Raw genomic sequence first — 19,943 nt, 5'->3', positions numbered from 1 at the left:
ATTATCGGCAAACCCGCGCACCGCTGCCAGCCGCGTGCAACACGCCCGATCAGCGCTCGCGCGAGCCGAGCCCGAGCGCCTTCATCCGCCGGTACAGCGTCCGCTCGCTCATCCCGACCTGCTCCGCGAGCGCCTTGCGCGTACCGTCGAACGTGCGCGCGATCCGCACGAGCTCCGCGTCCGACACGCCGCGCGCATCCTCCGCACGATCTTGCGGCGCGGCCGCTGCCGCGACGAGTTCGGCCGGCAGATGCTCGACGCGGATCGTCCCGTCGTCGGCGAACAGGCACGCGCGTTCGAGCACGTTGCGCAGCTCGCGAATGTTGCCGGGCCATGCATACGCATCGAGGCATGCACGCGCGCGCTCGGTCAGCACGTACGGCCGGGCCGCGAACGGCCGCGCGCTCGCATCGCCCGCCTTGGCGCGCGCATTCGCGATCCGTCGCAGGATCGATTCGGCCAGCAGCGCGACGTCGCCGCGCCGTTCGCGCAGCGCCGGCAGCGGAATCGGAAACGCGTTGATCCGGTAGTACAGATCCTGGCGGAACCGGCCGTCGTCGATCATCTCGCGCAGCGGCTTGTGCGTGGCTGCGACGAGCCGGAAATCCGCGCGCAGCGCCTCGACACCGCCGACGCGCCGAAACGTGCCGGATTCGATCAGCCGCAGCAGCTTCACCTGCATCGGCAGCGGCACGTCGCCGATCTCGTCGAGAAACAGCGTGCCGCCCTGTGCGGTTTCGACGAGGCCCGGCTTGCGCTGGTTCGCGCCCGTAAACGCGCCCTTCTCATAACCGAACAATTCGCTTTCGAACAGCGTCTCGGCAATCCCCGAACAATCGACAACGACGAACGGCCCCATCGCGCGATCGCTCGCCTCGTGCAGCGCGCGGGCGAACAGCTCCTTGCCGGTGCCCGATTCGCCGAGCAACAGCACCGGCAGCGTCGACGGCGCGACGCGCTGCAACGCGCCGAGCGCCGCATTGAACGCGTCGGCGCCGCCGACGAGCCCCTCCGCGCTCGGCTGCGCGGACGCGCTGCGCACCGTCGTCAGCCGCTCGACATAGGCGATCACGTTGCCGTCCGCATCGAAGATCGGCCGCAGCTCGACGTCGACATGCTCGGGGCCGCGCGGCGTGTGATGGATGTGCAGCACGCGGTTCAGCCCGCGCGACTCGAGCGCCTGCTTCATCGGGCAATGCTCGCCGGCCTGGTCGCACGGCACGTCGTAGTGATGCGAGACCTGGAAGCAGTGCCGGCCCACGTGCTCGACGCCCGCCACGCCGAACTGGCGCCGGTACGCATCGTTCGCCGCGAGGATGCGGTAGTCGGGATCGACGACGATCATCGGCTGCGGGTCCTGCTCGAGATATGCGACGAGCGCGCGCACGTCGGGCATCGCGTCGCGACGCGGCACGGGGACGATCGGAATGGTGTCGTGCGGATTCATGCGAAGGCTCGCTCGGTGAGGAAACGCCCGGGCGGACTGCCAGGCCGACTGCCAATTCTGCCACGACACTGCCAGTTATGGCAGTCACCATTCTCGACCGGCCCCCGATCGCACCGTCACATCGCTGCCGGGACGCCGAAAACCCGAGCCGAATCAAGCCGCTGGCGCATCGGCCGGTACCGCATCGCCGGCTGGCACGTTTCTTGAGTGAAAGGTCCCGATTGCAGATGCAGAACCCGATCGAGGACACCCCGTGAGCAACGCACCCGCCCTGTCGGTCGAAGGCTTTTTCGATCCGGCGACCCACACCGTCAGCTATCTCCTGCTCGATACCGAGAGCCGCGCGTGCGCGCTGATCGACAGCGTGCTCGACTACGACCCGAAATCCGGCCGCACGCACACGGCCAGCGCCGACCGGCTGATCGCCCGCGTCGCCGAACTCGGCGCGGACGTGCACTGGCTGCTGGAAACCCACGTGCACGCCGACCACCTGTCGGCCGCGCCGTACCTGAAGGAACACGTCGGCGGCCAGATCGCGATCGGCTCGCACGTGCGCCGCGTGCAGCACGTATTCGGCACGCTGTTCAACGCGGGTCCAGGCTTCGCGGAGGACGGCCGCCAGTTCGACCGGCTCGTCGACGACGGCGACACGCTCGCGCTCGGCGCGCTGACGATCCGCGCGCTGCATACGCCGGGCCACACGCCCGCTTGCATGACCTACTGCATCGACGACGCGACGCAGCGCGCGGCGTTCGTCGGCGACACGCTGTTCATGCCCGACTACGGCACGGCCCGTTGCGACTTCCCCGGCGGCGACGCGCGCACGCTGTACCGCTCGATCGCGCGCGTGCTCGCGCTGCCGCCCGACACGCACCTGTACCTGTGCCACGACTACCAGCCGGGCGGCCGCGACGTGCAGTTCGTGACGACCGTCGCCGAGCAGCGCCACGCGAACGTGCACGTGAAGGACGGTGTGACCGAGGACGATTTCGTCGCGATGCGCACCGCGCGCGACGCGACGCTGGCCATGCCCGTGCTGATGTTGCCGTCCGTGCAGGTCAACATGCGCGCCGGCCACCTGCCCGAACCCGAGAACAATGGCGTGCGCTACCTGAAGATCCCGCTCGACGCGATCTGAGCCGCACGCCCCGCCCCATCCGGAGAACCCCGACATGACCATCCGCAAGCTGACCGACGCGCTGTCGGTCTCGCCGCAGATCGCGGCGGCCGACCTGCCCGCGCTTCACGCGGCCGGTATCCGCGCGATCATCTGCAACCGGCCCGACGGCGAAGGCGCCGACCAGCCGACCGTCACCGAGATCCGCGCGGCCGCGGCGCCGCTCGGCATCGACGTGCATTACCTGCCGGTCGATACCGGCAAGGTCACCGACGACCAGGCCGCGCAGTTCGGCGCGCTCGTCGCGTCGCTCAACGGCCCCGTGCTCGCCTACTGCCGCAGCGGCACGCGTTCGGCCACGCTGTGGGCGCTGTCGCAAGCAGGGCTGCGACCGCTGAACGACATCGTCGCCACCGCCGGCGCAGCCGGCTACGACTTGAGCGCGCTCGCGTCGCGTGTCGCGCAGGGCGGCCGCCACGCGGCGCCGGCCGTCGACGCGCGGCACGACATCGTGATCGTCGGCGCGGGCGCGGCCGGCATCGCGGTCGCGTCGAGCCTGCTCGCGCGCGACGCGTCGCTCGACATCGCGGTCATCGATCCAGCCGACGTCCACTACTACCAGCCGGGCTGGACGATGGTCGGCGCGGGCGTGTTCCAGCCGGAAACCACAGCACGCCGGATGACCGACGTGCTGCCGCGCGGCGTGCACCGGATCCAGGCCGCCGTCGCGGGCTTCGAGCCCGACACGCACACGGTCGTGCTCGAAGGCTGCCGCCGCATCGGCTATCGCAAGCTCGTCGTGTGCCCGGGGCTCAAGCTCGACTGGCACGCGATCGACGGCCTCGCCGACACGCTCGGCCGCAACGGCGTCACGTCGAACTACCGTTACGACCTCGCGCCCTACACGTGGGAGCTCGTGCGCGCATTCCGTGGCGGCAATGCGCTCTTCACGCAGCCGCCGATGCCGATCAAGTGCGCGGGTGCGCCGCAGAAGGCGATGTACCTGTCGTGCGACCACTGGCGGCGCACCGGCCGCCTCGAAGCCGCGAACGTCGAGTTCCTGAATGCGGGCGCTGCGCTGTTCGGCGTCGCCGACTACGTGCCCGCGCTGATGGAGTACGTGAAAAGCTACGACATCGCACTGTCGTTCGGCCACAACCTCGTCGCGATCGACGGCCCCGCGCGCCAGGCGACGTTCACGCGCGCGCTGCCGGACGGCGGCAAGGAAACCGTCGTGCGCGCGTTCGACATGATCCACGTCGTCCCGCCGCAGAAGGCGCCCGACTTCGTGCGGTCGAGCCCGCTCGCGGACGCGGCCGGCTGGATCGACGTCGATCCGGCGACACTGCGCCACAAGCACTTTCCGGACATCTACGCGCTCGGCGATGCAACCAGCACGACCAACGCGAAAACGGCCGCGGCCGCCCGCAAGCAGGCGCCCGTCGTCGCGCACAACCTGCTCGCGTCGCTCGGCCGCGCGCACGGTGATGCCGCGTACGACGGCTACGGCTCGTGCCCGCTCACGGTCGAGCGCGGCAAGATCGTGCTCGCCGAGTTCCTGTACGGCGGCAAGGTCGCGCCGACCTTCCCCGCGTGGCTGATCGACGGCAAGCGCCCCTCGCGGCTCGCGTGGCTGCTCAAGGAACGCGTGCTGCCGCCGCTCTACTGGAAGGCCATGCTCAAGGGCCGCGAATGGCTCGCGAAGCCCGCCGTCGCACGTTGACCGGAGCGCGATGACGTCATGTTGATTTCTCTCGTACTGGGCGGCTTCGTCGGCGCCGTGCTCGGCCTGACCGGCGCTGGCGGCGGCATTCTCGCGGTGCCCGCGCTCGTCGTCGGGATGAGCTGGCCGATGCAGCAGGCCACGCCCGTCGCACTCGTCGCGGTAGCGGGCAGCGCCGCGCTCGGCGCGCTCGAAGGTTTCCGCCGCGGGCTCGTGCGCTATCGCGCCGCGTTGCTGATGGCCGTGGCCGGCGTGCCGCTGACCACGCTCGGCGTGCGCCTCGCGCACCTCCTGCCGCAGCGCCTGCTGCTCACGCTGTTTGCGTTGACGATGCTGGTCGTCGCCGGCCGCCTGCTGCGGCAGGCGTTGCGGCACGCACCCGTCGACGCGGAAGCGTCGCCGCTGTGCGTCGGCCGCGTGAATCCCGATACGGGTCGGCTCGTATGGTCCTGGCCGGTCGGTGTCGCGCTGGCGTCGACCGGCGCGATGACGGGCCTGATGACGGGGTTGCTCGGCGTCGGCGGCGGTTTCGTGATCGTGCCGATGCTGCGCAAGTTCACGAACGTGTCGATGCATGGTGTGGTCGCGACGTCGCTGATGGTGATCGCGCTGGTCGGCACCGGCGGTGTGCTCGCGACGCTCGTGTCGGGCACGCGCGCGCCGCTCGACGTGACGCTGTGGTTCACCGTCGCGACCGCGCTCGGCATGGCCGCCGGCCGCGGCGCGTCGCGCCACCTCGCCGCGCGGCATGTGCAGGCCGGCTTCGCGGCCGTGCTCGTGTGTGTTGCGCTCGGGCTGCTGGCGAAGGCCTCATTCGGCGCATAAGCCGGACGCGGCGACGGATCCGCGTCCCAAAACGAAACGCCCGGCCCGACTCGTCGTCGGCACCGGGCGTTTTTCATTGCTGCCAGCAACGCAGCCGTCAGGTCGCGTACCCCGCCATCCGCTTGCGTTCCTGACGCAGCATCACGAAGTTCGCGATCACGACACCGGCCGTCACCGCGACGATGAACAGCGTCGCGAGCGCGTTCATCTCCGGGTTCAGACCGAGGCGCACGCGCGAGAACACGACGAGCGGCAGCGTCGTCGAGCCGGGGCCCGACAGGAACGCCGACAGCACGAGGTCGTCGATCGACAGCGTGAACGACAGCAGCCAGCCTGCGATCAGCGCCTGCGAGATCAGCGGCAGCGTGATCGTGAAGAACACCTTCAGCGGCGTCGCACCGAGATCGAGCGCGGCTTCTTCCAGCGACGGGTTCAGTTCGCGCACACGCGACTGCACGATGATCGCGACGTACGAGATGCACAGCATCACGTGACCGAGCCAGATCGTGAACACGCCGCGCTCGGCCGGCCAGCCGATCCACTTCGCGAGCTCGATGAACAGCAGCAGCAGCGAGATCCCCTGGATCACCTCGGGAATCACGAGCGGCGCGTTGATCATCCCGCTGAACAGCGCGAAACCGCGAAAGCGCCCCATCCGCGCGAGCACGAAACCGGCCCACGTGCCGATGAACACCGATGCAAACGCCGTCAGCACGCCGATCTTCAGCGACAGCCACGCGGCCGTCAGCAGTTCGTCGTCCTCGACGAGCGCCGCGTACCAGCGGAACGAGAAACCCGACCACACGGTAACGAGCTTCGACTCGTTGAACGAATAGACGATCAGGCTGAGGATCGGGATGTACAGGAACGCGAAGCCGGCAAACAGCGCCGCGAACTGCAGGTAACGATTCGGCTTCATCGACGGCCTCCCTGTTCCTTCGCCTGGAAGTGCTGGAACATCGCCATCGGCACGAGCAGCAGCAGCACCATCGCGCAGGTCACCGCCGACGCCATCGGCCAGTCTGCGTTGTTGAAGAACTCATTCCACATCACGCGGCCGATCATCAGCGTATTCGCGCCGCCAAGCAGCTCGGGAATCACGTACTCGCCAACCGCCGGGATGAACACCAGCAGGCAGCCCGCGATGATCCCGTTCTTCGACAGCGGCAGCGTGATCTGCACGAACGCCTTCCACGGCTTCGCGCCGAGGTCGTACGCGGCCTCGAGCAGGCGCAGGTCCATCTTCACGAGGTGCGCGTATAGCGGCATCACGAGGAACGGCAGGTACGAATACACCATCCCGATGTACACCGCGTAATTCGTGCGGTACAACTCGATCGGCGTATGCGTGAGGCCGATCCACATCAGGAAGTTGTTCAGCAGCCCGTTGTTCTTCAGGATGCCGATCCATGCGTACACGCGGATCAGGAACGACGTCCAGAACGGCAGCATCACGCCCATCATCAGCAGGTTGCGGGTCGCCGGATTCGAGCGCGCAATGTAGTACGCCATCGGATAGCCGACCAGCAGACACAGCAGCGTCGTGATCGCGGCCACCCACACCGAGTTCACGTAGGTCGCGAAATACAGGCTGTCCGTGAACAGGAACGCGTAGTGCGACAGGTTCAGCGCGATGTGCACGACGCCATCGGTGTACGACCCGAGTTCCGTGTACGGCGGAATGCCGAGCTGCAGTTCCGCGAAGCTGATCTTGACGACCAGCACGAACGGCACGAGGAAGAACAGCACGAGCCACGTGAACGGCCCGGCGACCACCGCCGACGCGCCCGTCAGGTTGAAGCGCCGCACCGGCCACTCGAGCAGGGACTTGAACGCGTTCATGACGTCAGCACCACGCCGGCCGTCGCGCTCCAGCGCACGTAGATCTCGTCGCCGAGCACCGGCGTGTCGAGCTCGGAAATCGCGAGGCTCGACACGTTCGCGATCACCGTCTTGCCCGCGTCGAGCTTCACGTGATACAGCGAGTAGCCGCCCATGTACGCGACGTTGCTGATCTTGCCGCGCGCCCAGTTGAACGCGCCTTCGGGCGGCTTGCGCGTGAGCGCGATCCGTTCGGGGCGCACCGACACCGTGACCGGCATCCCGAGCGGGCCCGAAATCCCGTGGCTCACGTACAGCCGGCTCGGCAGCTCCGGCGATTCGATGTATACGTGGTCGGGTTCGTCCTCGACGGTCACGCCGTCGAACAGGTTCGTCGAGCCGATGAACTCGGCCGAGAAGCGGCTGTTCGGGTATTCGTAGACTTCGTTCGGCGAGCCGATCTGCACGATCTGGCCTTCGCTCATCACCGCGAGCCGATTGGCCATCGTCATCGCTTCTTCCTGGTCGTGCGTGACCATGATGCAGGTGACGCCGACCCTGTTCAGGATGTTGACGAGCTCGATCTGCGTACGCTGGCGGATCTGCTTGTCGAGCGCGGACATCGGCTCGTCGAGCAGCAGCAGCTTCGGGCGCTTGACCAGCGAGCGGGCGAGCGCGACGCGCTGCTGCTGGCCGCCGGACAGCTGGTGCGGCTTGCGCTTCGCGTACTTGCTCATCTGCACGAGTTCGAGCGCATCGGCGACGCGTTCCTTCAGCTCGGCCTTCGGCGTGCCTTCCTGCTTCAGCCCGAACGCGACGTTCGACTCGACCGACATGTGCGGGAACAGCGCATACGACTGGAACATCATGTTCACGGGCCGCTTGTACGGCGGCATCTGCGCGAGGTCCTCGCCGTCGATCAGGATCTTGCCCGACGTGACCGTCTCGAGGCCCGCGAGCATCCGCAGCAACGTCGACTTGCCGCAGCCCGAGCTGCCGAGCAGCGCGAACAGCTCGCCCTGGCGCACGGTCAGGTTGACGCTGCGCACGGCTTCGGTGTCGCCGAATTTCTTGACGACGTCGACGATCTGGACAAAGTTCTCGGCGCGCGCATCGGCGCCGGAGGAGGAAACGGAGAACGGCGCGCCCGCAACCGGCGCACCCGACTGGCTATTCATGATGTGCTGCTTCTCTCCTGCGTTAGACGAACAAAGCCCCCGGGGGCACCAGGGGCTTCATGACTGCTGGTTCACTTCGGCTCGCTTCAGCGGCCCGACTTCAGCTCGGTCCACAGACGCGTCTGCAGACGCTGGATTTCAGGCGGCAGCGGCTTGAGCAGGAACAGCGTCTTCACGACGTCGGCCGGCGGATAGACGGCCGGGTCGTTCGCGACGTCGGGCCGTACGTACTTGCGGGCCTCGGCGTTGGCGCTCGGGTAGTACACCGCGTTCGTGATCGCCGCGTGCACCTTCGGATCCTCGATGTAGTTGATCCACTGCAGCGCGGCATCCTTGTTCTTCGCATCCTTCGGGATTGCCATCACGTCGAACCACACCGGCGCGCCGCCCTTCGGAATGTAGTACTCGACCTTGTACGACTTCTTCGCCTCGATCGCGCGATGCTTCGCGATCACGACGTCGCCCGACCAGCCGAACGCGAAGCAGATGTCGCCGCCGACCAGGTCGTTGATGTAGCCCGACGAGTTGAATTGCGTGATGTACGGGCGGATCTTCTTCAGCACTTCCATCGCGGCCTTGTAGTCGGCCGGGTTCGTACTCATCGGATCCTTGCCGATGTAGTGCAGCGCCGCCGCGAACATCTGGTCGGGCGCGTCGAGCACGGACACGCCGCAGGTCTTCAGCTTCGAGATGTTTTCCGGCTTGAACAGGATGTCCCAGTTGTCGAGCGGCACCTTGCCGAGCGCCTGCTGCGCTTTCGTCACGTTGTAGGCAAGACCGGTCGTGCCGTACGCCCAGGGCACCGAAAACTTGTTGCCCGGATCCGCGCCGGCGACGAGCGCCATCAGTTGCGGATCGAGGTACTTGAGGTTCGGCAGCTTCGACTTGTCGAGCGGCGCAAAGATGCCGGCGGCGATCTGCTTGCCCGCGTAGTTGCTGGTCGGCACGACGATGTCGTAGCCCGAGCTGCCCGTCAGCAGCTTCGCCTGCAGCGTGTCGTCGCTGTCGTAGTTGTCGTAGCGGACCTTGACGCCCGACTGTTTCTCGAAGTTCGGGATCGTGTCCTTCGCAATGTAGTCCGACCAGTTATAGACATTGAGCTGCGTATCCTTCGCCGCTGCCGCCGACGCACCCACGCACAGCGCGAGCGCTGCGAACCGGCCCACTACCTTTGCTTTCATCCCGTTCTCCCTCCGGCCGGACGCGTTGCCCGGCTGCCGTCTGCCTCGTCATGACGGCGCATTCTGGCGCGCCGCCCCTCGAAAACCCCGAAAACTACCATCATTCGCGCCCCGTCACAAAAAAATCATGCCGGTGTCGCGCAAACGGAACAGATTCCCGCCGCGGGCCCGTCGGGCCGCCCGTGCAGCGGGGCGTTCCGGAAGAATTCTATCGGGTAATCGGCGGCTGTCCACCGGGAAAAACGGACGGCGGCGAAACTGCGTTCGCGTGCCGGGCGCGCGGCCGGACAGTCGTGCGTGCGCACCGGTACAGCATGCCGGCCCGCGCCGGCCGACCCGGCGGCCGCGATGCATTAAAATGGCGGTTGACGATTCAACTGCGCGAACCCTTCCGATGGCCTCCAATCTCCACGACCTGCCCGACAGCCCCTGCATCGGCGTGTGCTCGACCCTCTTCGACGAAGTCTGCAAGGGCTGCGGCCGCACGGCCGCAGAAGTATCGAACTGGGTGTTCCTGAGCGACGACGAAAAGCGCGCGGTGTGGGAGCGCATAACACGCGAAGGCACCGCGATGCGCTTCCAGTACGACAAGCTGTAAGCCGGCCGCACATAAAAAAAGCGGCATGCCGACCGACATGCCGCCAACCCCAACTCTGTTCTTTTCCTGCCGCGTCAGAACTTCATCCCGACGCCCACGCCGACGATCAACGGATCGATGTGCAGCGTGCCGATGCCCTTGTCGCCCAGCGTCGCATCGGTGCTCATCCAGATCTTCTTCACGTCGACGTTCATGAACACCTTCTTCGTCACCTGCACGTCCACGCCGAACTGCAGTGCGGGGCCGAAGCTGCTCTTGTTGATCGACACGCCCTGCCCGCCGACGTTGAGCCCGTTGTTGTAGAAGTACGTGTAGTTCAACCCGGCGCCGACGTACGGGCGCACCTTGCCTGCATGGTTGAAGTGATACTGCAGCAGCAGCGTCGGCGGCAGCACGCCGACGCCGCCGAGATTGCCGAGGCTCGACGTCATCTGGTGCCGCGACGTGCCGAGAATCAGCTCGACCCCGAGGTAGTCGCGGATCATGTACGTGAAGTCGAGCTCCGGCACGATCGCGTTGTTCACGCCCGTGTTGATTGCGCCGAGCGTGTCGCTCGCGCGCTCGTTCGGCTGGATGCTGATCGCGCGAAGCCGAACCAGTACGTCACCCTGGTTGATGCCGTCTCCCGGCGACGCCGCGTGCGACAGCGAAGGCATCGCGAGAAGACTCGCCGCGGCAGCGGCAGCGGTGACACAAGTTCGAATCGTTTTATGCATGGTGCGGACCCCCAAAGAATGGTTTCCATTCTCCCTGTAGGGTCTTTTCGCCATCTTGATATTGGTCAAGCCAGCGTAAACGTGGGACGGTTTGCCGCAGGCTCGGTCGTACTGCCGGTCAGCAGCAGGTCGAGCAGGTCGCGCACGCTGCGGATCGCACGGCCGAACGGCAACGCTTCGCGGCCGCGGAAGAACAGCCCGTTCGCGACGTCGCCGCGCAGCGCGGCCGCGAGCCGCGTGTCGATGCAGAAGTGGCCGAACTTCTCGATGCCGTCGCGCAAGCCGCATACGCTCAGGCATTCGAGCGCGGTCGGGCAGCGCTGCTTCAACGCGCCGAGCTTGGTGCGGATGCGCGTCTCGTTGCGCAGGTAACGATCGAGCCACGGCGTTTTCACCGCACGTGCGGGCAGCCCCGTCACGCTGACGAATTCGACGATGTCGTCGGGTGTCGCATCGGCGAGCACGCGCTTGAAGTGCGGATGCGCATCGCCCTCTTCCGTCACCGCGAACGGCGTTCCGACCTGCACACCGTTAGCGCCGGCCGCGAACGCCGCGCGCACCGTGTCGTGACTGTTGACGCCGCCCGCAACGATCAGCGGGATCGTTTCGCGCTCGAGACCGAGCGACGCCATCACTTGCGCGGTCTCGTCGAGCACGCGCGCAAAGTCGAAACGGTGGTCGTGCATGTCGTCGATCTGCGTGACGCCGAGGTGGCCGCCCGCGTGCGCCGGATGCTCGATCACGATCGCATCGGGCAGGCGCCCCTTCTTCATCCACTTCTTCAGCACGAGCGCGATCCCGCGACTGTCCGACAGGATCGGGATCAGCGCGATGTCGTGTCCTTGCGTGAGGTCGGGCAGATCGAGCGGCAGGCCGGCCCCCATCACGATCGCGTCCGCGCCCTCGTCGCACGCAACGCGCACGTAGTCCGCATGCGCGCTCACCGCCTTCATCACGTTGACCGCGATCATCCCGCGCCCTTCGCTGTAAGTCTTCGCGAGACGGATCTCGCGTGCGAGCGCGTCGAGGTTCGCGGCTTCGAGCGTCGTGCGATCGGGTTGCGCGCGGCAGCGTGCGAGCAGGTCCGCATGATGGTGGCGCAGGTCGATGCTCGCGATCGTGCCGACCGCGCCTTCGCGCGCGACGCTGCCCGCCAGCCGGTGCGCGGAGATGCCGACGCCCATGCCGCCCTGCACGACGGGCAACAAGGTGCGGCCGCGAATCGTCAGCGGCGGAAAGGAAGTGCGTACGGTCATCTGAAACCTCGTCGGAACATCGGAACCGCGATGATCGGCGATCCACCGATGCGCACCTTGACGGCCGTCAATAAAAAAACGGCACGCGAGCGTGCCGTTTCCGTTTCATGCCACGAGAAGTGCTCAGGCAGGCTTCGCCGGCTTCAGTTGCATCGACTTGTACTCGAGATACTCTTCGAGCCCATACACGCCGTTCTCGCGACCGTGCCCCGACTGCTTGTAGCCGCCGAACGGCGCGGCACCGTTCCACATGCCGCCGTTGATGTCGACCTGCCCGGTGCGAATGCGGCGCGCGACGCGCATCGCGCGTTCGTCGCTGCCGGCCCACACCGCGCCGCCGAGCCCGTACGGCGAATCGTTCGCGATGCGCACGGCTTCGTCTTCATCGCGATACGTGATGATCGACAGCACCGGCCCGAAGATCTCTTCCTGCGCGATCGTCGATTTCGGATCGACGCGACCGAACACCGTCGGCTTCACGAAGAAGCCCTTCGCGAGCCCTTCCGGCAGGCCCGTACCGCCCGTCACGAGTTCCGCGCCTTCGTCGATGCCGCGCTGGATGTACGCCTGCACGCGCTGCTGCTGCACGGCCGACGCGAGTGCGCCGAGGCGCGTCGCGTCCTGCCGCGGATCGCCCGCGACGTACGTTTCGGCCGCGGCTTTCGCGATCTCGCGCGCTTCGTCGTAGCGTGCTTCCGGCACCAGCATGCGCGTATGCGCGGAGCAGGTCTGCCCCGCGTTCAGGTAGCACGCGTTGACCGTGCCCTTCACGGCCGTCGCGAAATCGGCGTCGTCGAGGATCACCGACGCCGACTTGCCGCCCAGCTCCAGCGCGACGCGCTTGACGCCCGCGGCCGCCAGCTCGGCCACGCGCTTGCCGGCACGCGTCGAGCCCGTGAACGACACCATGTCGACGTCCGGATCGGTGGCCAGCACTTCGCCGACGACCGGCCCGTAGCCGCACACGAGGTTGAACACGCCGGCCGGCAGCCCGGCTTCGTGAATCGCTTCGGCGAGCATGAACGCGTTGAGCGGTGCGACTTCGGACGGCTTCAGGACGACCGTGCAGCCGGCCGCGAGCGCCGGCGCGACCTTCAGCGTGACCTGGTTCAGCGGGTAGTTCCACGGCGTGATCGCCGCGACGACGCCGACCGGCTCGCGCACGACGAGCGAGTTGCCGACCTGGGCCTCGAATTCGAACGACTCGGCGAGCTTCGCGTACGCCTTCCAGTTGTAGATCGGGCCACCGACCTGGATCGCGCGCGACAGCTTGATCGGCATCCCGACTTCGCCGGTGATCGACTGCGCAAGCTCCTCGCTGCGCGCCTGCAGATGATCGACGATCTTGCGCAGGTAGCCCGCGCGCGTCGCGGCCGGCGTGGCCGCCCAGGCGTCGAAGGCCGCGCGCGCGGCGCGGATCGCGTCCTGCGCGTCGGATGCGACGCCTTCGGGAATCCGGCCGATGACGGCCTCGGTGCCCGAGTCGATCACGTCGATCGTGCCGGTTCCGGCCGGTTTGCGCCATGCGCCGTCGATGTAGAACTGGTCGTAGATTTTCATCGTTTTCCGCCTCCAGGGAAGCCGACATTCTAGCGATCGTTTCGGTCGGCCGGGGTGACGATTGACAGCCATTCGAAAGGACTTTGGCCTCGGCGCCTCATTCATCACAAGAAAGAAGAATGCCGTGAGCATCCTGACCAAAATCGAGGGCGGCTATCTTCAGGTACTGCACGTGACCGTGCTGTTGTTCGCGACCGCGGTGCTGATCGGCGGGGTCATTTTCGGCGCGATCGCACTCGACGCGCACCTGTCGAAGCCGTCGAAGATCGACCCGGCCATCCAGGTCGACCCGGCGACGTCCTCGTGGGAAAGCGACGGGCCCGCCAAGGCCGCACCGGCCACCGGCAGCCCGACTGCGACGGACGACGCCGCGTCGCCCGCACAGCGCCTGTCGGCGCAACTGTCGGCCATCGTGCAGAAACACGGCCGCGTGGCACTGACTCCGGACTTCACGCTCGACCGCAACGTGTACGAACCGTCGTTCCAGCGCGTGCTCGGCGAAGACGGCCATCCGCCCGTCGCGTACTACGAACACCAGATCGCCTATCTCGACAAGGTGCTGTCGCGCCAGGACGTCGCGGCCGACATCAAGAAAAAGATCGCCGCGCACGGCGATGCGTACGCGCGCGACCAAGCGTATATCGACCTCATAACGGCCATCACACGCGACTTCGCCCAGCGCTACGACGCACGCCGCACCGCGATCGAGAACGAGAAGAAGGCCGCGGAAGACACGGCTGCCGAGAACGGCCAGACCGCGCGCTACGCCGGCGCCGCCGCGCTCGTCGCGCTGTATTCGTTCGTGTCGCTCGCGGTGCTGATCATCCTGATCCGCGTCGAGCGCAGCATCCGCTCGATCGCGCGCGCCACGCACACTCCGACCTGAACCTTACGCGTCGGCAGCCCGCCCGCCGGGCTGCGGCGGGCCCGGCAACGGGCCCGCTTCGCGGCGAACGCGGCCGCTCCTGGCCGCCCGTTCCCCCGTTCCCCCGCTTTCGCGCAGTTTCCGTTTCCGCCACACCCTCCCTCCGCCGCCGGCCGTGAACGCACGCGCCGCGTCCGTCTCGCCGCCGCCACGTCAGCATCCGCCCGGGTGCGCGGGCAGGCCCGCATCGTGCTATGTTTTTATTATCGGCACCGGCCCATTGCAACCGGCGCCGCCCGGAATCGACGCATTTCGTGAGCGCTGCCATGACCGACGCATCCCATACCCTCGGCTCGCAAGACCGCCTGGAGCTGCTTTGCTGGCTCACCTGCGGCAACCTCGGCGCGTTTTACCTCAACGAATCGTGGCCGGACGCCTCGTTCCAGGTCCAGGCCGCGCACCGCTGGCTCGACCGCCATCACCGCCAGGCCGACTGGCTCGCGGTCGCCAAGCTCGCGGCGCTCGCGCAGGACATCGCAAAACGGCATGCGGGATTCGTCGACGCGTCGTGGGCGCGCGACGCAGTCGAGGAAATCGTCGATACCGACGATCTCGACTACCGCGCGAAACTCGTGCAATGGGTGTACGAAGACTGCTGCAAGGCGCTCGCGGACAAGCGGCTGGCCGATTGAGCCGCCTGCGGCGCCGCGTGCGCGCGGCCACGGCATCGCGTTGCGCGATGGCCTTTCCGCCGCTCCGGACGTAACGGTCCGAATAGCTGACGGGGTACGGCGCACGCGCACCGCCCCCGCCGATACCGGCACGCACGAGGCGTGCCGTTGTGCTTACAGCAGCGACTTCGCCTGCGTCAGCACCTTGTCGCAGATCTGCTTGGTCACCTGCTGCTTCAGGCCGCCGCCGCTCAGATCGAGCTTGCTGCCGCCCCCGGCGTCGAGGATCCCGCTCGCGCCGCTCGTATAGCCGCTGTCCGACGACGCATTGCCGCCGAGCTTGCCCATCAGCGCGTCCTTCACCGACGCTGCGCCGCCACCGGACGCACCGCCGAGATAGTTGTTCTGGATGCAGAACTGCAGCAGGCCCGCGACGTTGCCGGTGCTGCCCGGCGTCAGCGACGCACCGCCGCCGCCCGTCAGCGCGCCGCCGAGGCCGCCGAGGTTGCCGAGCGCACCGCCCGCGCTGCCGCCCGAATCGCCGCCGCCGCCGACCTGTTTCAGGACATCGCCAAGCTGCGCATGGGCCACCGAAAACGGTGCAAGCAATCCGATCAACGCGCCGGCAACGGTCGCGCGGCATAGACGTGCATTCATGTGAAGCCTCCCGGTTGTGACTGCGTGAGTACCGCGAATCGAATCCAAGGATACTCAATCAACCCGTACATGACAGCCTTCATGCACGGTCTGAAACGTCAGGCATCGTGATATCGCGGCGATTTGACAATGCTTGACGGCATGCCGGCCGGCATCGCAGGTGCGACACGCGATCGAATGCGGGCGCGGTCGATCGCCATTCCGGGTCGCCTGTGCGCATGAAGCGTCATAGAATCGTCGTCGCCGGCCGTTCGGACCCTCCGGCCCGATCTCAACCTCGACCATGAAGGTGCTCGCGTGGCGCTCGCCCATCGAATTCTGCTGATCGCCGGCGCATCGGCTGCGCTGCTCGCCGGGTCCGGCGCTGCCGGTGCGGCACCCGCATCCGCATGCCCGTCACCTTCGTTCGACCGTTATCCGGCACCGGCCGCCGGCGCGCCGCGCAAGCCGGCCGCATCGCCCCGGTTGACCAGCAAGGAAGCGCGCCTGTACCGCACCGTGATTCGCGACGAATTCACGCAACCGGCCAATTTTGCCGGTCACTATCGCGTGGCGATCTGGGGTTGCGGAACGGATTGCCGGAATTTCGCGATCGTCGACAAGGTCACGGGCGCGACGTACACGATGCCGGGCGTGACAGCCATCTCGGGCGTGATGGGCAACGACGACGAGCGCGTCGATTTCCGCGCCGGCAGCACGCTGCTGATCATCGCCGGCTGCTTCAACGACGATTGCGACGACAACCACGCGAAGGCGGCCCGGTTCTTCTACGAATGGACCGGCACGCGCTTGCATCCGGTCGGCACCTGTCCGCTGGCCATCGAGCCCATTCAGTAGCCGACGCGACTTGCGCTATCGTTCCTCCGGTACACCTTTGACGGCACGCCCGCTCGCGATGTCCATTCACCTCAGCTTCGACGACGGCCCAGGCCCGTCGACCCCTCCGTTGCTCGACGTCCTGCGCGACGCATCGTGCAAGGCAACGTTCTTCCTGCTCGGTAAAAATCTGGCGGGCGCACTCGACGTCGCTGCGAGCATGGCGCGCGAAGGCCACCGGCTCGGCAATCACACCCATTCGCACGCAAGGCCGGGCGCACTGGCGCACGACGCACTGATCGACGAGATCGAAGCGACCGACGCGCTGATCCGCGATGCCTATAGGGCGGCCGGTGTTACCGCACCGGACGCGATCCCGCTGCGTCTTCCGTACGGGCTGATGCCGCAGGACGATCGCGCCGGCGTGCTTGCGCGCCTGCGACGCGAACACACGGGCTGGACCGCGATACTCGACGACTGGAAGCGACCGGCGCCGTCGCCACAAGCGCTGTTCGACGCGATGTGCGCGCATGTCGACGCCAGCTCGGCGCAGCATCGCGATGTACTGTTCTGCATGCACGACGGGGCGCGACATGGCGAAGCGCGGCCCAACACGGTCGAAGCCGTCCGCCTGTTCCTGAATCGGCGGGACTGACGCAACGGCCGGTCAGCCTCCCGGCGCCGCATTGTCCAGCAACTGTCGCCAGCCACCGAGGAATCCGATGCCGGGCCCCGGCATCCACAAGCCGCGCTGCGCCGCCTCCAGATGAATCAGCGTCTGGTCGGCGCAGAACAGCATCATCAACGCATCGCGATTGGCACGCATCCAGTCCGGCACACCATCGGCGCGCGTCCGTGCATAGGTGAGCAAGCCAGCCTCCCATCGCTGCGCGTTGAACACGAAACGATCGTCCCGGCCCGCATCGCGCGACAGCGCGAACAGCGCAAACGCCGCCTCGAGCCACTGCGCGCCCTGCCCGGCATCGTCGAAATCCAGCACGCCGTTCACCGCAGGCCCGACATACAGCAGGTTGCCCGCGTGATAGTCGCCGTGCAGCCAGTGCACCGGCCCCGTCAGCCAGCGCGCGGCGGCGGCGAGATGCGCGCCGATCCGCCGGATCACCGTGTCGTAATCGCCGCTCAAGTCGCCCGGCAGCACCGGCATCGCGCGTGCCGCCACGCGCGCATGACGTGCCGACAGCCACGCAAGCGGCGTCGATTCGCTTACGGGTACCGCGGACAGTGCCGCATGCAGGTGTGCGAGCGCGCGCATCGCGTCGATCGCACCGGCGTGCGCGTCATTCGGCAGGCCGGGGTGACCGTCGATATGCTCGAACAGGTGCAGCCAGCTTCCATCGTCGATCCGCACACCGGATTGCGCATCGACGGTCGGCCGCAGCCGCGGCAGCGCGGGCAATGCCGGCGCTGTACGCGTATCACCGAGATGACCGAGTATCGACGCCTCGCGATGCACCTGCTCGACCGGCTTGCCTGACCATGACACGCGCAGCACCGCGCGCCCCGCATCGCACTCGACGAGATACGTTTTGTTAGTATGGCCCGATGCGAGCGCCTGCACGCGTGCAGGCACGATGTTCCAGTACCGGCGAAGCCACGGTTCCAGCGTTTTCACGTCACTCCTACTCGTTGCATTGACCATGTCAGAGCGTCCTTCGGCCCGCATGCGGGACATCAATATCGAATGGCTCACGCGCGCGGCCGAATTCGACCATCTGTTCCAGACGCGCTGGCTCGGCGAGCGCTTCTTCCATCTGCCCGGCGACATGCTCGCGCTCCAGGAGCTGATCTGGCGCGAGCGCCCCGACTGCATCGTGCAGACCGGCATCGCGGCGGGCGGCGGCGTCGTGTTCTCCGCGTCGATGCTGGAACTGGCCGGCGAGCACGGCCGCGTGATCGCGATCGAACCGCGCCTGCGCGACGAGGTCAGGCAGCGCCTGCAATCGCACCGGCTCGCCCATCGCATGACGCTGATCGAAGGCGAATCGTGTGCGACCGACACGCTCGCGTCGGTACGCGCGCAGATCGACGACGGCGCGCGCGTGATGGCGATCCTCGACCTCACGCATACACATGCACACGTGCTGCGCGAACTCGAATGCTATGCGCCGCTCGTGACGCCCGGCAGTTACGCGATCGTGATGGATACCATCATGGAATATCTGCCCGAGTCGATGTTCGACGGCAAGCCGTACGGCCGAGGCAACAACCCGGCCACGGCCGCGCGTGAATTTCTCGCGCGCGACGACCGGTTCGAAGTCGACTCCGACATCGAGGACCGCGTGCTCATGACGCTGTCGCCAGGCGGTTTCCTGAAGCGAGTGCGCTGATCAGGCGTGCAGCCTCCGCCGAGCCGTCGCGCACGTAGCTGTCGCGGATGCGCGCCGCGTGCTCGCGCAGCGAACCGGGACGCAACAGGCGCTCGAGCGCATCGGCGATATCCGCAACGCCGGCCTGCTGCAGATCGAGCACGCACCCCGCGCCGGCCCGCTCGACGAAGTGCGCCGAATGGAACTGGTCGTTACAGAACGGCGACAGCAGCATCGGCACACCGCACGCGAGCGATTCCATCACCGAATTCGCACCGCCGTGACTGACGAATGCATGCGTGCGTCGCAGCAGCGCCAGTTGCGGCGCATAACGCACCGCGATCACGCGCTCGTCAGCGGCCGGCAGCAGATCCGAATCGACCAGTTCACCCACCGACAGCACCAGTTGCGCCGCCGTCGCACGGGTCGCGTCGATGACCTTCGCGAACAGGTCCGGATGGTAGTAAAGCTGGCTGCCCAGCGACATGTAGACGAGCGGGCGATCGGCGTCGATGCGTTCCCATGGAAACGCCGTCTCGTCGCCGCGCGGGCCCGACGGCATCGCAGGGCCGACCAGTGCGACACCCGGCGGCGGAGCGCCGACCAGCGCGTCGGTCGTGAACGCGAGCGTGAGGTGCGGCGACAGGACATCGCAACCGCGAAAGCGCGCGTCGAGCCCGTAGCGCGCGAACAGGTTCGCGCGTTCCGGCGCGAGCCATCGCACCGTGCGCAGCAGTTCCGAATCGAGATCGTCCGGCAGCACCGGATTCAGCGAATTCGACATCGACACCCACGGCAAGCCCTCCAGCTCGGCGGCAATCGCTGCCGCATAAAGCAGCGGATCGATCACGACCACGTCGGGCCGCCAGTCGCGCAGCACCGCGCGGATGCCGTCCACCTGCGACGGCGCAAGATCGATCAGCAGCGTGCGGATCCAGTGCCGCAGCCAGCCGGCATCGCGAATGTTCGCGGCGAAGCTCGCGCCGCGCGACAGGTCGTGGCGCTCGGGTGTCTCGCGCGGCCCGACGAACACGAAGTCGCCGGCGCCATCGAGCTGTTCGCTGATGTCGGCCGGCGCGTAGAACGCGACGTCGCAGCCGGCGGCGCGCAGGTGCTGGGCCGGACCGATACACGGGTTGACGTGGCCTTTCTCGGGCACCACGCAGAACAGGATGCGTTTCATGA

General features: G+C 67.2%; 20 protein-coding genes. 9 read left to right on the top strand and 11 right to left on the bottom strand.

All coding sequences use genetic code 11. The features are described from left to right. Positions 1-49 precede the first annotated feature (49 nt). The gene (locus U5809_RS24620) at positions 50-1,447 is read right to left on the bottom strand and encodes a sigma-54 interaction domain-containing protein (RefSeq protein WP_282505092.1); all 1,398 of its coding nucleotides are present in this window, start codon (positions 1,445-1,447) and stop codon (positions 50-52) included. A gap of 253 nt (positions 1,448-1,700) precedes the next feature. Between U5809_RS24620 and U5809_RS24615 the strand changes: the two genes are divergently transcribed. From U5809_RS24615 to U5809_RS24605, 3 genes are read left to right on the top strand one after another with little or no spacing between them, the layout of a single operon-like run. Continuing rightward, positions 1,701-2,585 carry an MBL fold metallo-hydrolase gene (locus U5809_RS24615; RefSeq protein WP_322088434.1) on the top strand — a complete coding sequence of 295 codons (885 nt, stop codon included), beginning with the start codon at positions 1,701-1,703 and terminating at the stop codon, positions 2,583-2,585. A 34-nt stretch (positions 2,586-2,619) separates the two neighbouring features. After that, positions 2,620-4,287 carry a TIGR01244 family sulfur transferase gene (locus U5809_RS24610; protein ID WP_322088433.1) on the top strand — a complete coding sequence of 556 codons (1,668 nt, stop codon included), beginning with the start codon at positions 2,620-2,622 and terminating at the stop codon, positions 4,285-4,287. 18 nt (positions 4,288-4,305) lie between these two features. Beyond that, positions 4,306-5,112 (top strand): sulfite exporter TauE/SafE family protein, encoded by an 807-nt coding sequence (locus tag U5809_RS24605; RefSeq protein WP_322088432.1) that lies wholly within the window; start codon positions 4,306-4,308, stop codon positions 5,110-5,112. A 97-nt stretch (positions 5,113-5,209) separates the two neighbouring features. Here U5809_RS24605 and U5809_RS24600 read toward each other — a convergent pair whose 3' ends face one another. The 4 genes from U5809_RS24600 to U5809_RS24585 form a co-directional block, all read right to left on the bottom strand. After that, positions 5,210-6,031, bottom strand: coding sequence for an ABC transporter permease subunit (locus U5809_RS24600; RefSeq protein WP_176047911.1), 822 nt, complete (start codon positions 6,029-6,031; stop codon positions 5,210-5,212). Then, on the bottom strand, positions 6,028-6,954 hold the full coding sequence (locus U5809_RS24595) for an ABC transporter permease subunit (protein WP_322088431.1): 927 nt from the start codon (positions 6,952-6,954) through the stop codon (positions 6,028-6,030). The genes U5809_RS24600 and U5809_RS24595 overlap by 4 nt, the downstream gene beginning before the upstream one ends. Continuing rightward, on the bottom strand, positions 6,951-8,111 hold the full coding sequence (locus U5809_RS24590; RefSeq protein ID WP_322088430.1) for an ABC transporter ATP-binding protein: 1,161 nt from the start codon (positions 8,109-8,111) through the stop codon (positions 6,951-6,953). Before U5809_RS24590 ends, U5809_RS24595 begins: the two co-directional genes overlap by 4 nt. Positions 8,112-8,197: 86 nt before the next feature. Next, positions 8,198-9,292, bottom strand: a complete 1,095-nt coding sequence (locus U5809_RS24585) for a polyamine ABC transporter substrate-binding protein (protein ID WP_282505104.1) — start codon at positions 9,290-9,292, stop codon at positions 8,198-8,200. Between the two features lie 394 nt (positions 9,293-9,686). Between U5809_RS24585 and U5809_RS24580 the strand changes: the two genes are divergently transcribed. Beyond that, the gene (locus U5809_RS24580) at positions 9,687-9,890 is read left to right on the top strand and encodes a DUF1289 domain-containing protein (protein WP_006493160.1); all 204 of its coding nucleotides are present in this window, start codon (positions 9,687-9,689) and stop codon (positions 9,888-9,890) included. Positions 9,891-9,964: 74 nt separating this feature from the next. Here the strand turns inward: U5809_RS24580 and U5809_RS24575 are convergent, their stop codons facing one another. The 3 genes from U5809_RS24575 to U5809_RS24565 form a co-directional block, all read right to left on the bottom strand. Further along, a complete protein-coding gene (locus U5809_RS24575) occupies positions 9,965-10,606 on the bottom strand; it encodes an OmpW/AlkL family protein (RefSeq protein WP_282505106.1) in 642 nt (213 codons plus the stop codon). A 65-nt stretch (positions 10,607-10,671) separates the two neighbouring features. Further along, positions 10,672-11,862 (bottom strand): nitronate monooxygenase family protein, encoded by a 1,191-nt coding sequence (locus tag U5809_RS24570; RefSeq protein WP_322088429.1) that lies wholly within the window; start codon positions 11,860-11,862, stop codon positions 10,672-10,674. A gap of 123 nt (positions 11,863-11,985) precedes the next feature. Beyond that, positions 11,986-13,422: an aldehyde dehydrogenase family protein gene (locus U5809_RS24565; RefSeq protein ID WP_322088428.1), complete on the bottom strand. Its 1,437-nt coding sequence runs from the start codon at positions 13,420-13,422 to the stop codon at positions 11,986-11,988. Between the two features lie 124 nt (positions 13,423-13,546). Here U5809_RS24565 and U5809_RS24560 point away from each other — a divergent pair, with 124 nt between their 5' ends. Further along, positions 13,547-14,308 (top strand): hypothetical protein, encoded by a 762-nt coding sequence (locus U5809_RS24560; protein ID WP_322088427.1) that lies wholly within the window; start codon positions 13,547-13,549, stop codon positions 14,306-14,308. 305 nt (positions 14,309-14,613) lie between these two features. Then, positions 14,614-14,979, top strand: a complete 366-nt coding sequence (locus tag U5809_RS24555; RefSeq protein WP_069745285.1) for a hypothetical protein — start codon at positions 14,614-14,616, stop codon at positions 14,977-14,979. 153 nt (positions 14,980-15,132) lie between these two features. On the opposite strand, the gene U5809_RS24550 is transcribed toward U5809_RS24555, so the two are convergent. Next, the gene (locus U5809_RS24550) at positions 15,133-15,615 is read right to left on the bottom strand and encodes a DUF2501 domain-containing protein (RefSeq protein WP_322088426.1); all 483 of its coding nucleotides are present in this window, start codon (positions 15,613-15,615) and stop codon (positions 15,133-15,135) included. Positions 15,616-15,912: 297 nt separating this feature from the next. On the opposite strand from U5809_RS24550, the gene U5809_RS24545 reads away from it, so the two are divergent. Continuing rightward, positions 15,913-16,452 (top strand): hypothetical protein, encoded by a 540-nt coding sequence (locus U5809_RS24545; RefSeq protein ID WP_322088425.1) that lies wholly within the window; start codon positions 15,913-15,915, stop codon positions 16,450-16,452. A 58-nt stretch (positions 16,453-16,510) separates the two neighbouring features. Then, positions 16,511-17,086, top strand: a complete 576-nt coding sequence (locus tag U5809_RS24540) for a polysaccharide deacetylase family protein (protein ID WP_322088424.1) — start codon at positions 16,511-16,513, stop codon at positions 17,084-17,086. A gap of 12 nt (positions 17,087-17,098) precedes the next feature. Here the strand turns inward: U5809_RS24540 and U5809_RS24535 are convergent, their stop codons facing one another. Then, positions 17,099-18,091, bottom strand: coding sequence for a phosphotransferase enzyme family protein (locus tag U5809_RS24535; RefSeq protein ID WP_322088423.1), 993 nt, complete (start codon positions 18,089-18,091; stop codon positions 17,099-17,101). Here U5809_RS24535 and U5809_RS24530 point away from each other — a divergent pair. After that, complete coding sequence (locus U5809_RS24530) at positions 18,090-18,779, top strand: cephalosporin hydroxylase family protein (protein ID WP_322088422.1); 690 nt, start codon at positions 18,090-18,092, stop codon at positions 18,777-18,779. The genes U5809_RS24535 and U5809_RS24530 overlap by 2 nt on opposite strands. Here U5809_RS24530 and U5809_RS24525 read toward each other — a convergent pair. Next, positions 18,736-19,941: a glycosyltransferase gene (locus U5809_RS24525; protein ID WP_322088421.1), complete on the bottom strand. Its 1,206-nt coding sequence runs from the start codon at positions 19,939-19,941 to the stop codon at positions 18,736-18,738. The genes U5809_RS24530 and U5809_RS24525 overlap by 44 nt on opposite strands. Positions 19,942-19,943: the final 2 nt, after the last annotated feature.

This window comes from Burkholderia sp. BCC1999, assembly GCF_905339975.1.
Classification (GTDB): domain Bacteria; phylum Pseudomonadota; class Gammaproteobacteria; order Burkholderiales; family Burkholderiaceae; genus Burkholderia.
Note: the sequence above shows the minus strand (reverse complement) of the source record. Positions and strands in the feature narration are given on the sequence as shown.

Coding starts and splice junctions, on each gene's coding strand:
- U5809_RS24620 (WP_282505092.1), bottom strand. CDS start 1,447: ATGAATCCGCACGACACCATTCCGATCGTCCCCGTGCCGCGTCGCGAC.
- U5809_RS24610 (WP_322088433.1), top strand. CDS start 2,620: ATGACCATCCGCAAGCTGACCGACGCGCTGTCGGTCTCGCCGCAGATC.
- U5809_RS24605 (WP_322088432.1), top strand. CDS start 4,306: ATGTTGATTTCTCTCGTACTGGGCGGCTTCGTCGGCGCCGTGCTCGGC.
- U5809_RS24600 (WP_176047911.1), bottom strand. CDS start 6,031: ATGAAGCCGAATCGTTACCTGCAGTTCGCGGCGCTGTTTGCCGGCTTC.
- U5809_RS24595 (WP_322088431.1), bottom strand. CDS start 6,954: ATGAACGCGTTCAAGTCCCTGCTCGAGTGGCCGGTGCGGCGCTTCAAC.
- U5809_RS24590 (WP_322088430.1), bottom strand. CDS start 8,111: ATGAATAGCCAGTCGGGTGCGCCGGTTGCGGGCGCGCCGTTCTCCGTT.
- U5809_RS24585 (WP_282505104.1), bottom strand. CDS start 9,292: ATGAAAGCAAAGGTAGTGGGCCGGTTCGCAGCGCTCGCGCTGTGCGTG.
- U5809_RS24580 (WP_006493160.1), top strand. CDS start 9,687: ATGGCCTCCAATCTCCACGACCTGCCCGACAGCCCCTGCATCGGCGTG.
- U5809_RS24575 (WP_282505106.1), bottom strand. CDS start 10,606: ATGCATAAAACGATTCGAACTTGTGTCACCGCTGCCGCTGCCGCGGCG.
- U5809_RS24570 (WP_322088429.1), bottom strand. CDS start 11,862: ATGACCGTACGCACTTCCTTTCCGCCGCTGACGATTCGCGGCCGCACC.
- U5809_RS24565 (WP_322088428.1), bottom strand. CDS start 13,422: ATGAAAATCTACGACCAGTTCTACATCGACGGCGCATGGCGCAAACCG.
- U5809_RS24555 (WP_069745285.1), top strand. CDS start 14,614: ATGACCGACGCATCCCATACCCTCGGCTCGCAAGACCGCCTGGAGCTG.
- U5809_RS24550 (WP_322088426.1), bottom strand. CDS start 15,615: ATGAATGCACGTCTATGCCGCGCGACCGTTGCCGGCGCGTTGATCGGA.
- U5809_RS24540 (WP_322088424.1), top strand. CDS start 16,511: ATGTCCATTCACCTCAGCTTCGACGACGGCCCAGGCCCGTCGACCCCT.
- U5809_RS24530 (WP_322088422.1), top strand. CDS start 18,090: ATGTCAGAGCGTCCTTCGGCCCGCATGCGGGACATCAATATCGAATGG.
- U5809_RS24535 (WP_322088423.1), bottom strand. CDS start 18,091: ATGGTCAATGCAACGAGTAGGAGTGACGTGAAAACGCTGGAACCGTGG.
- U5809_RS24525 (WP_322088421.1), bottom strand. CDS start 19,941: ATGAAACGCATCCTGTTCTGCGTGGTGCCCGAGAAAGGCCACGTCAAC.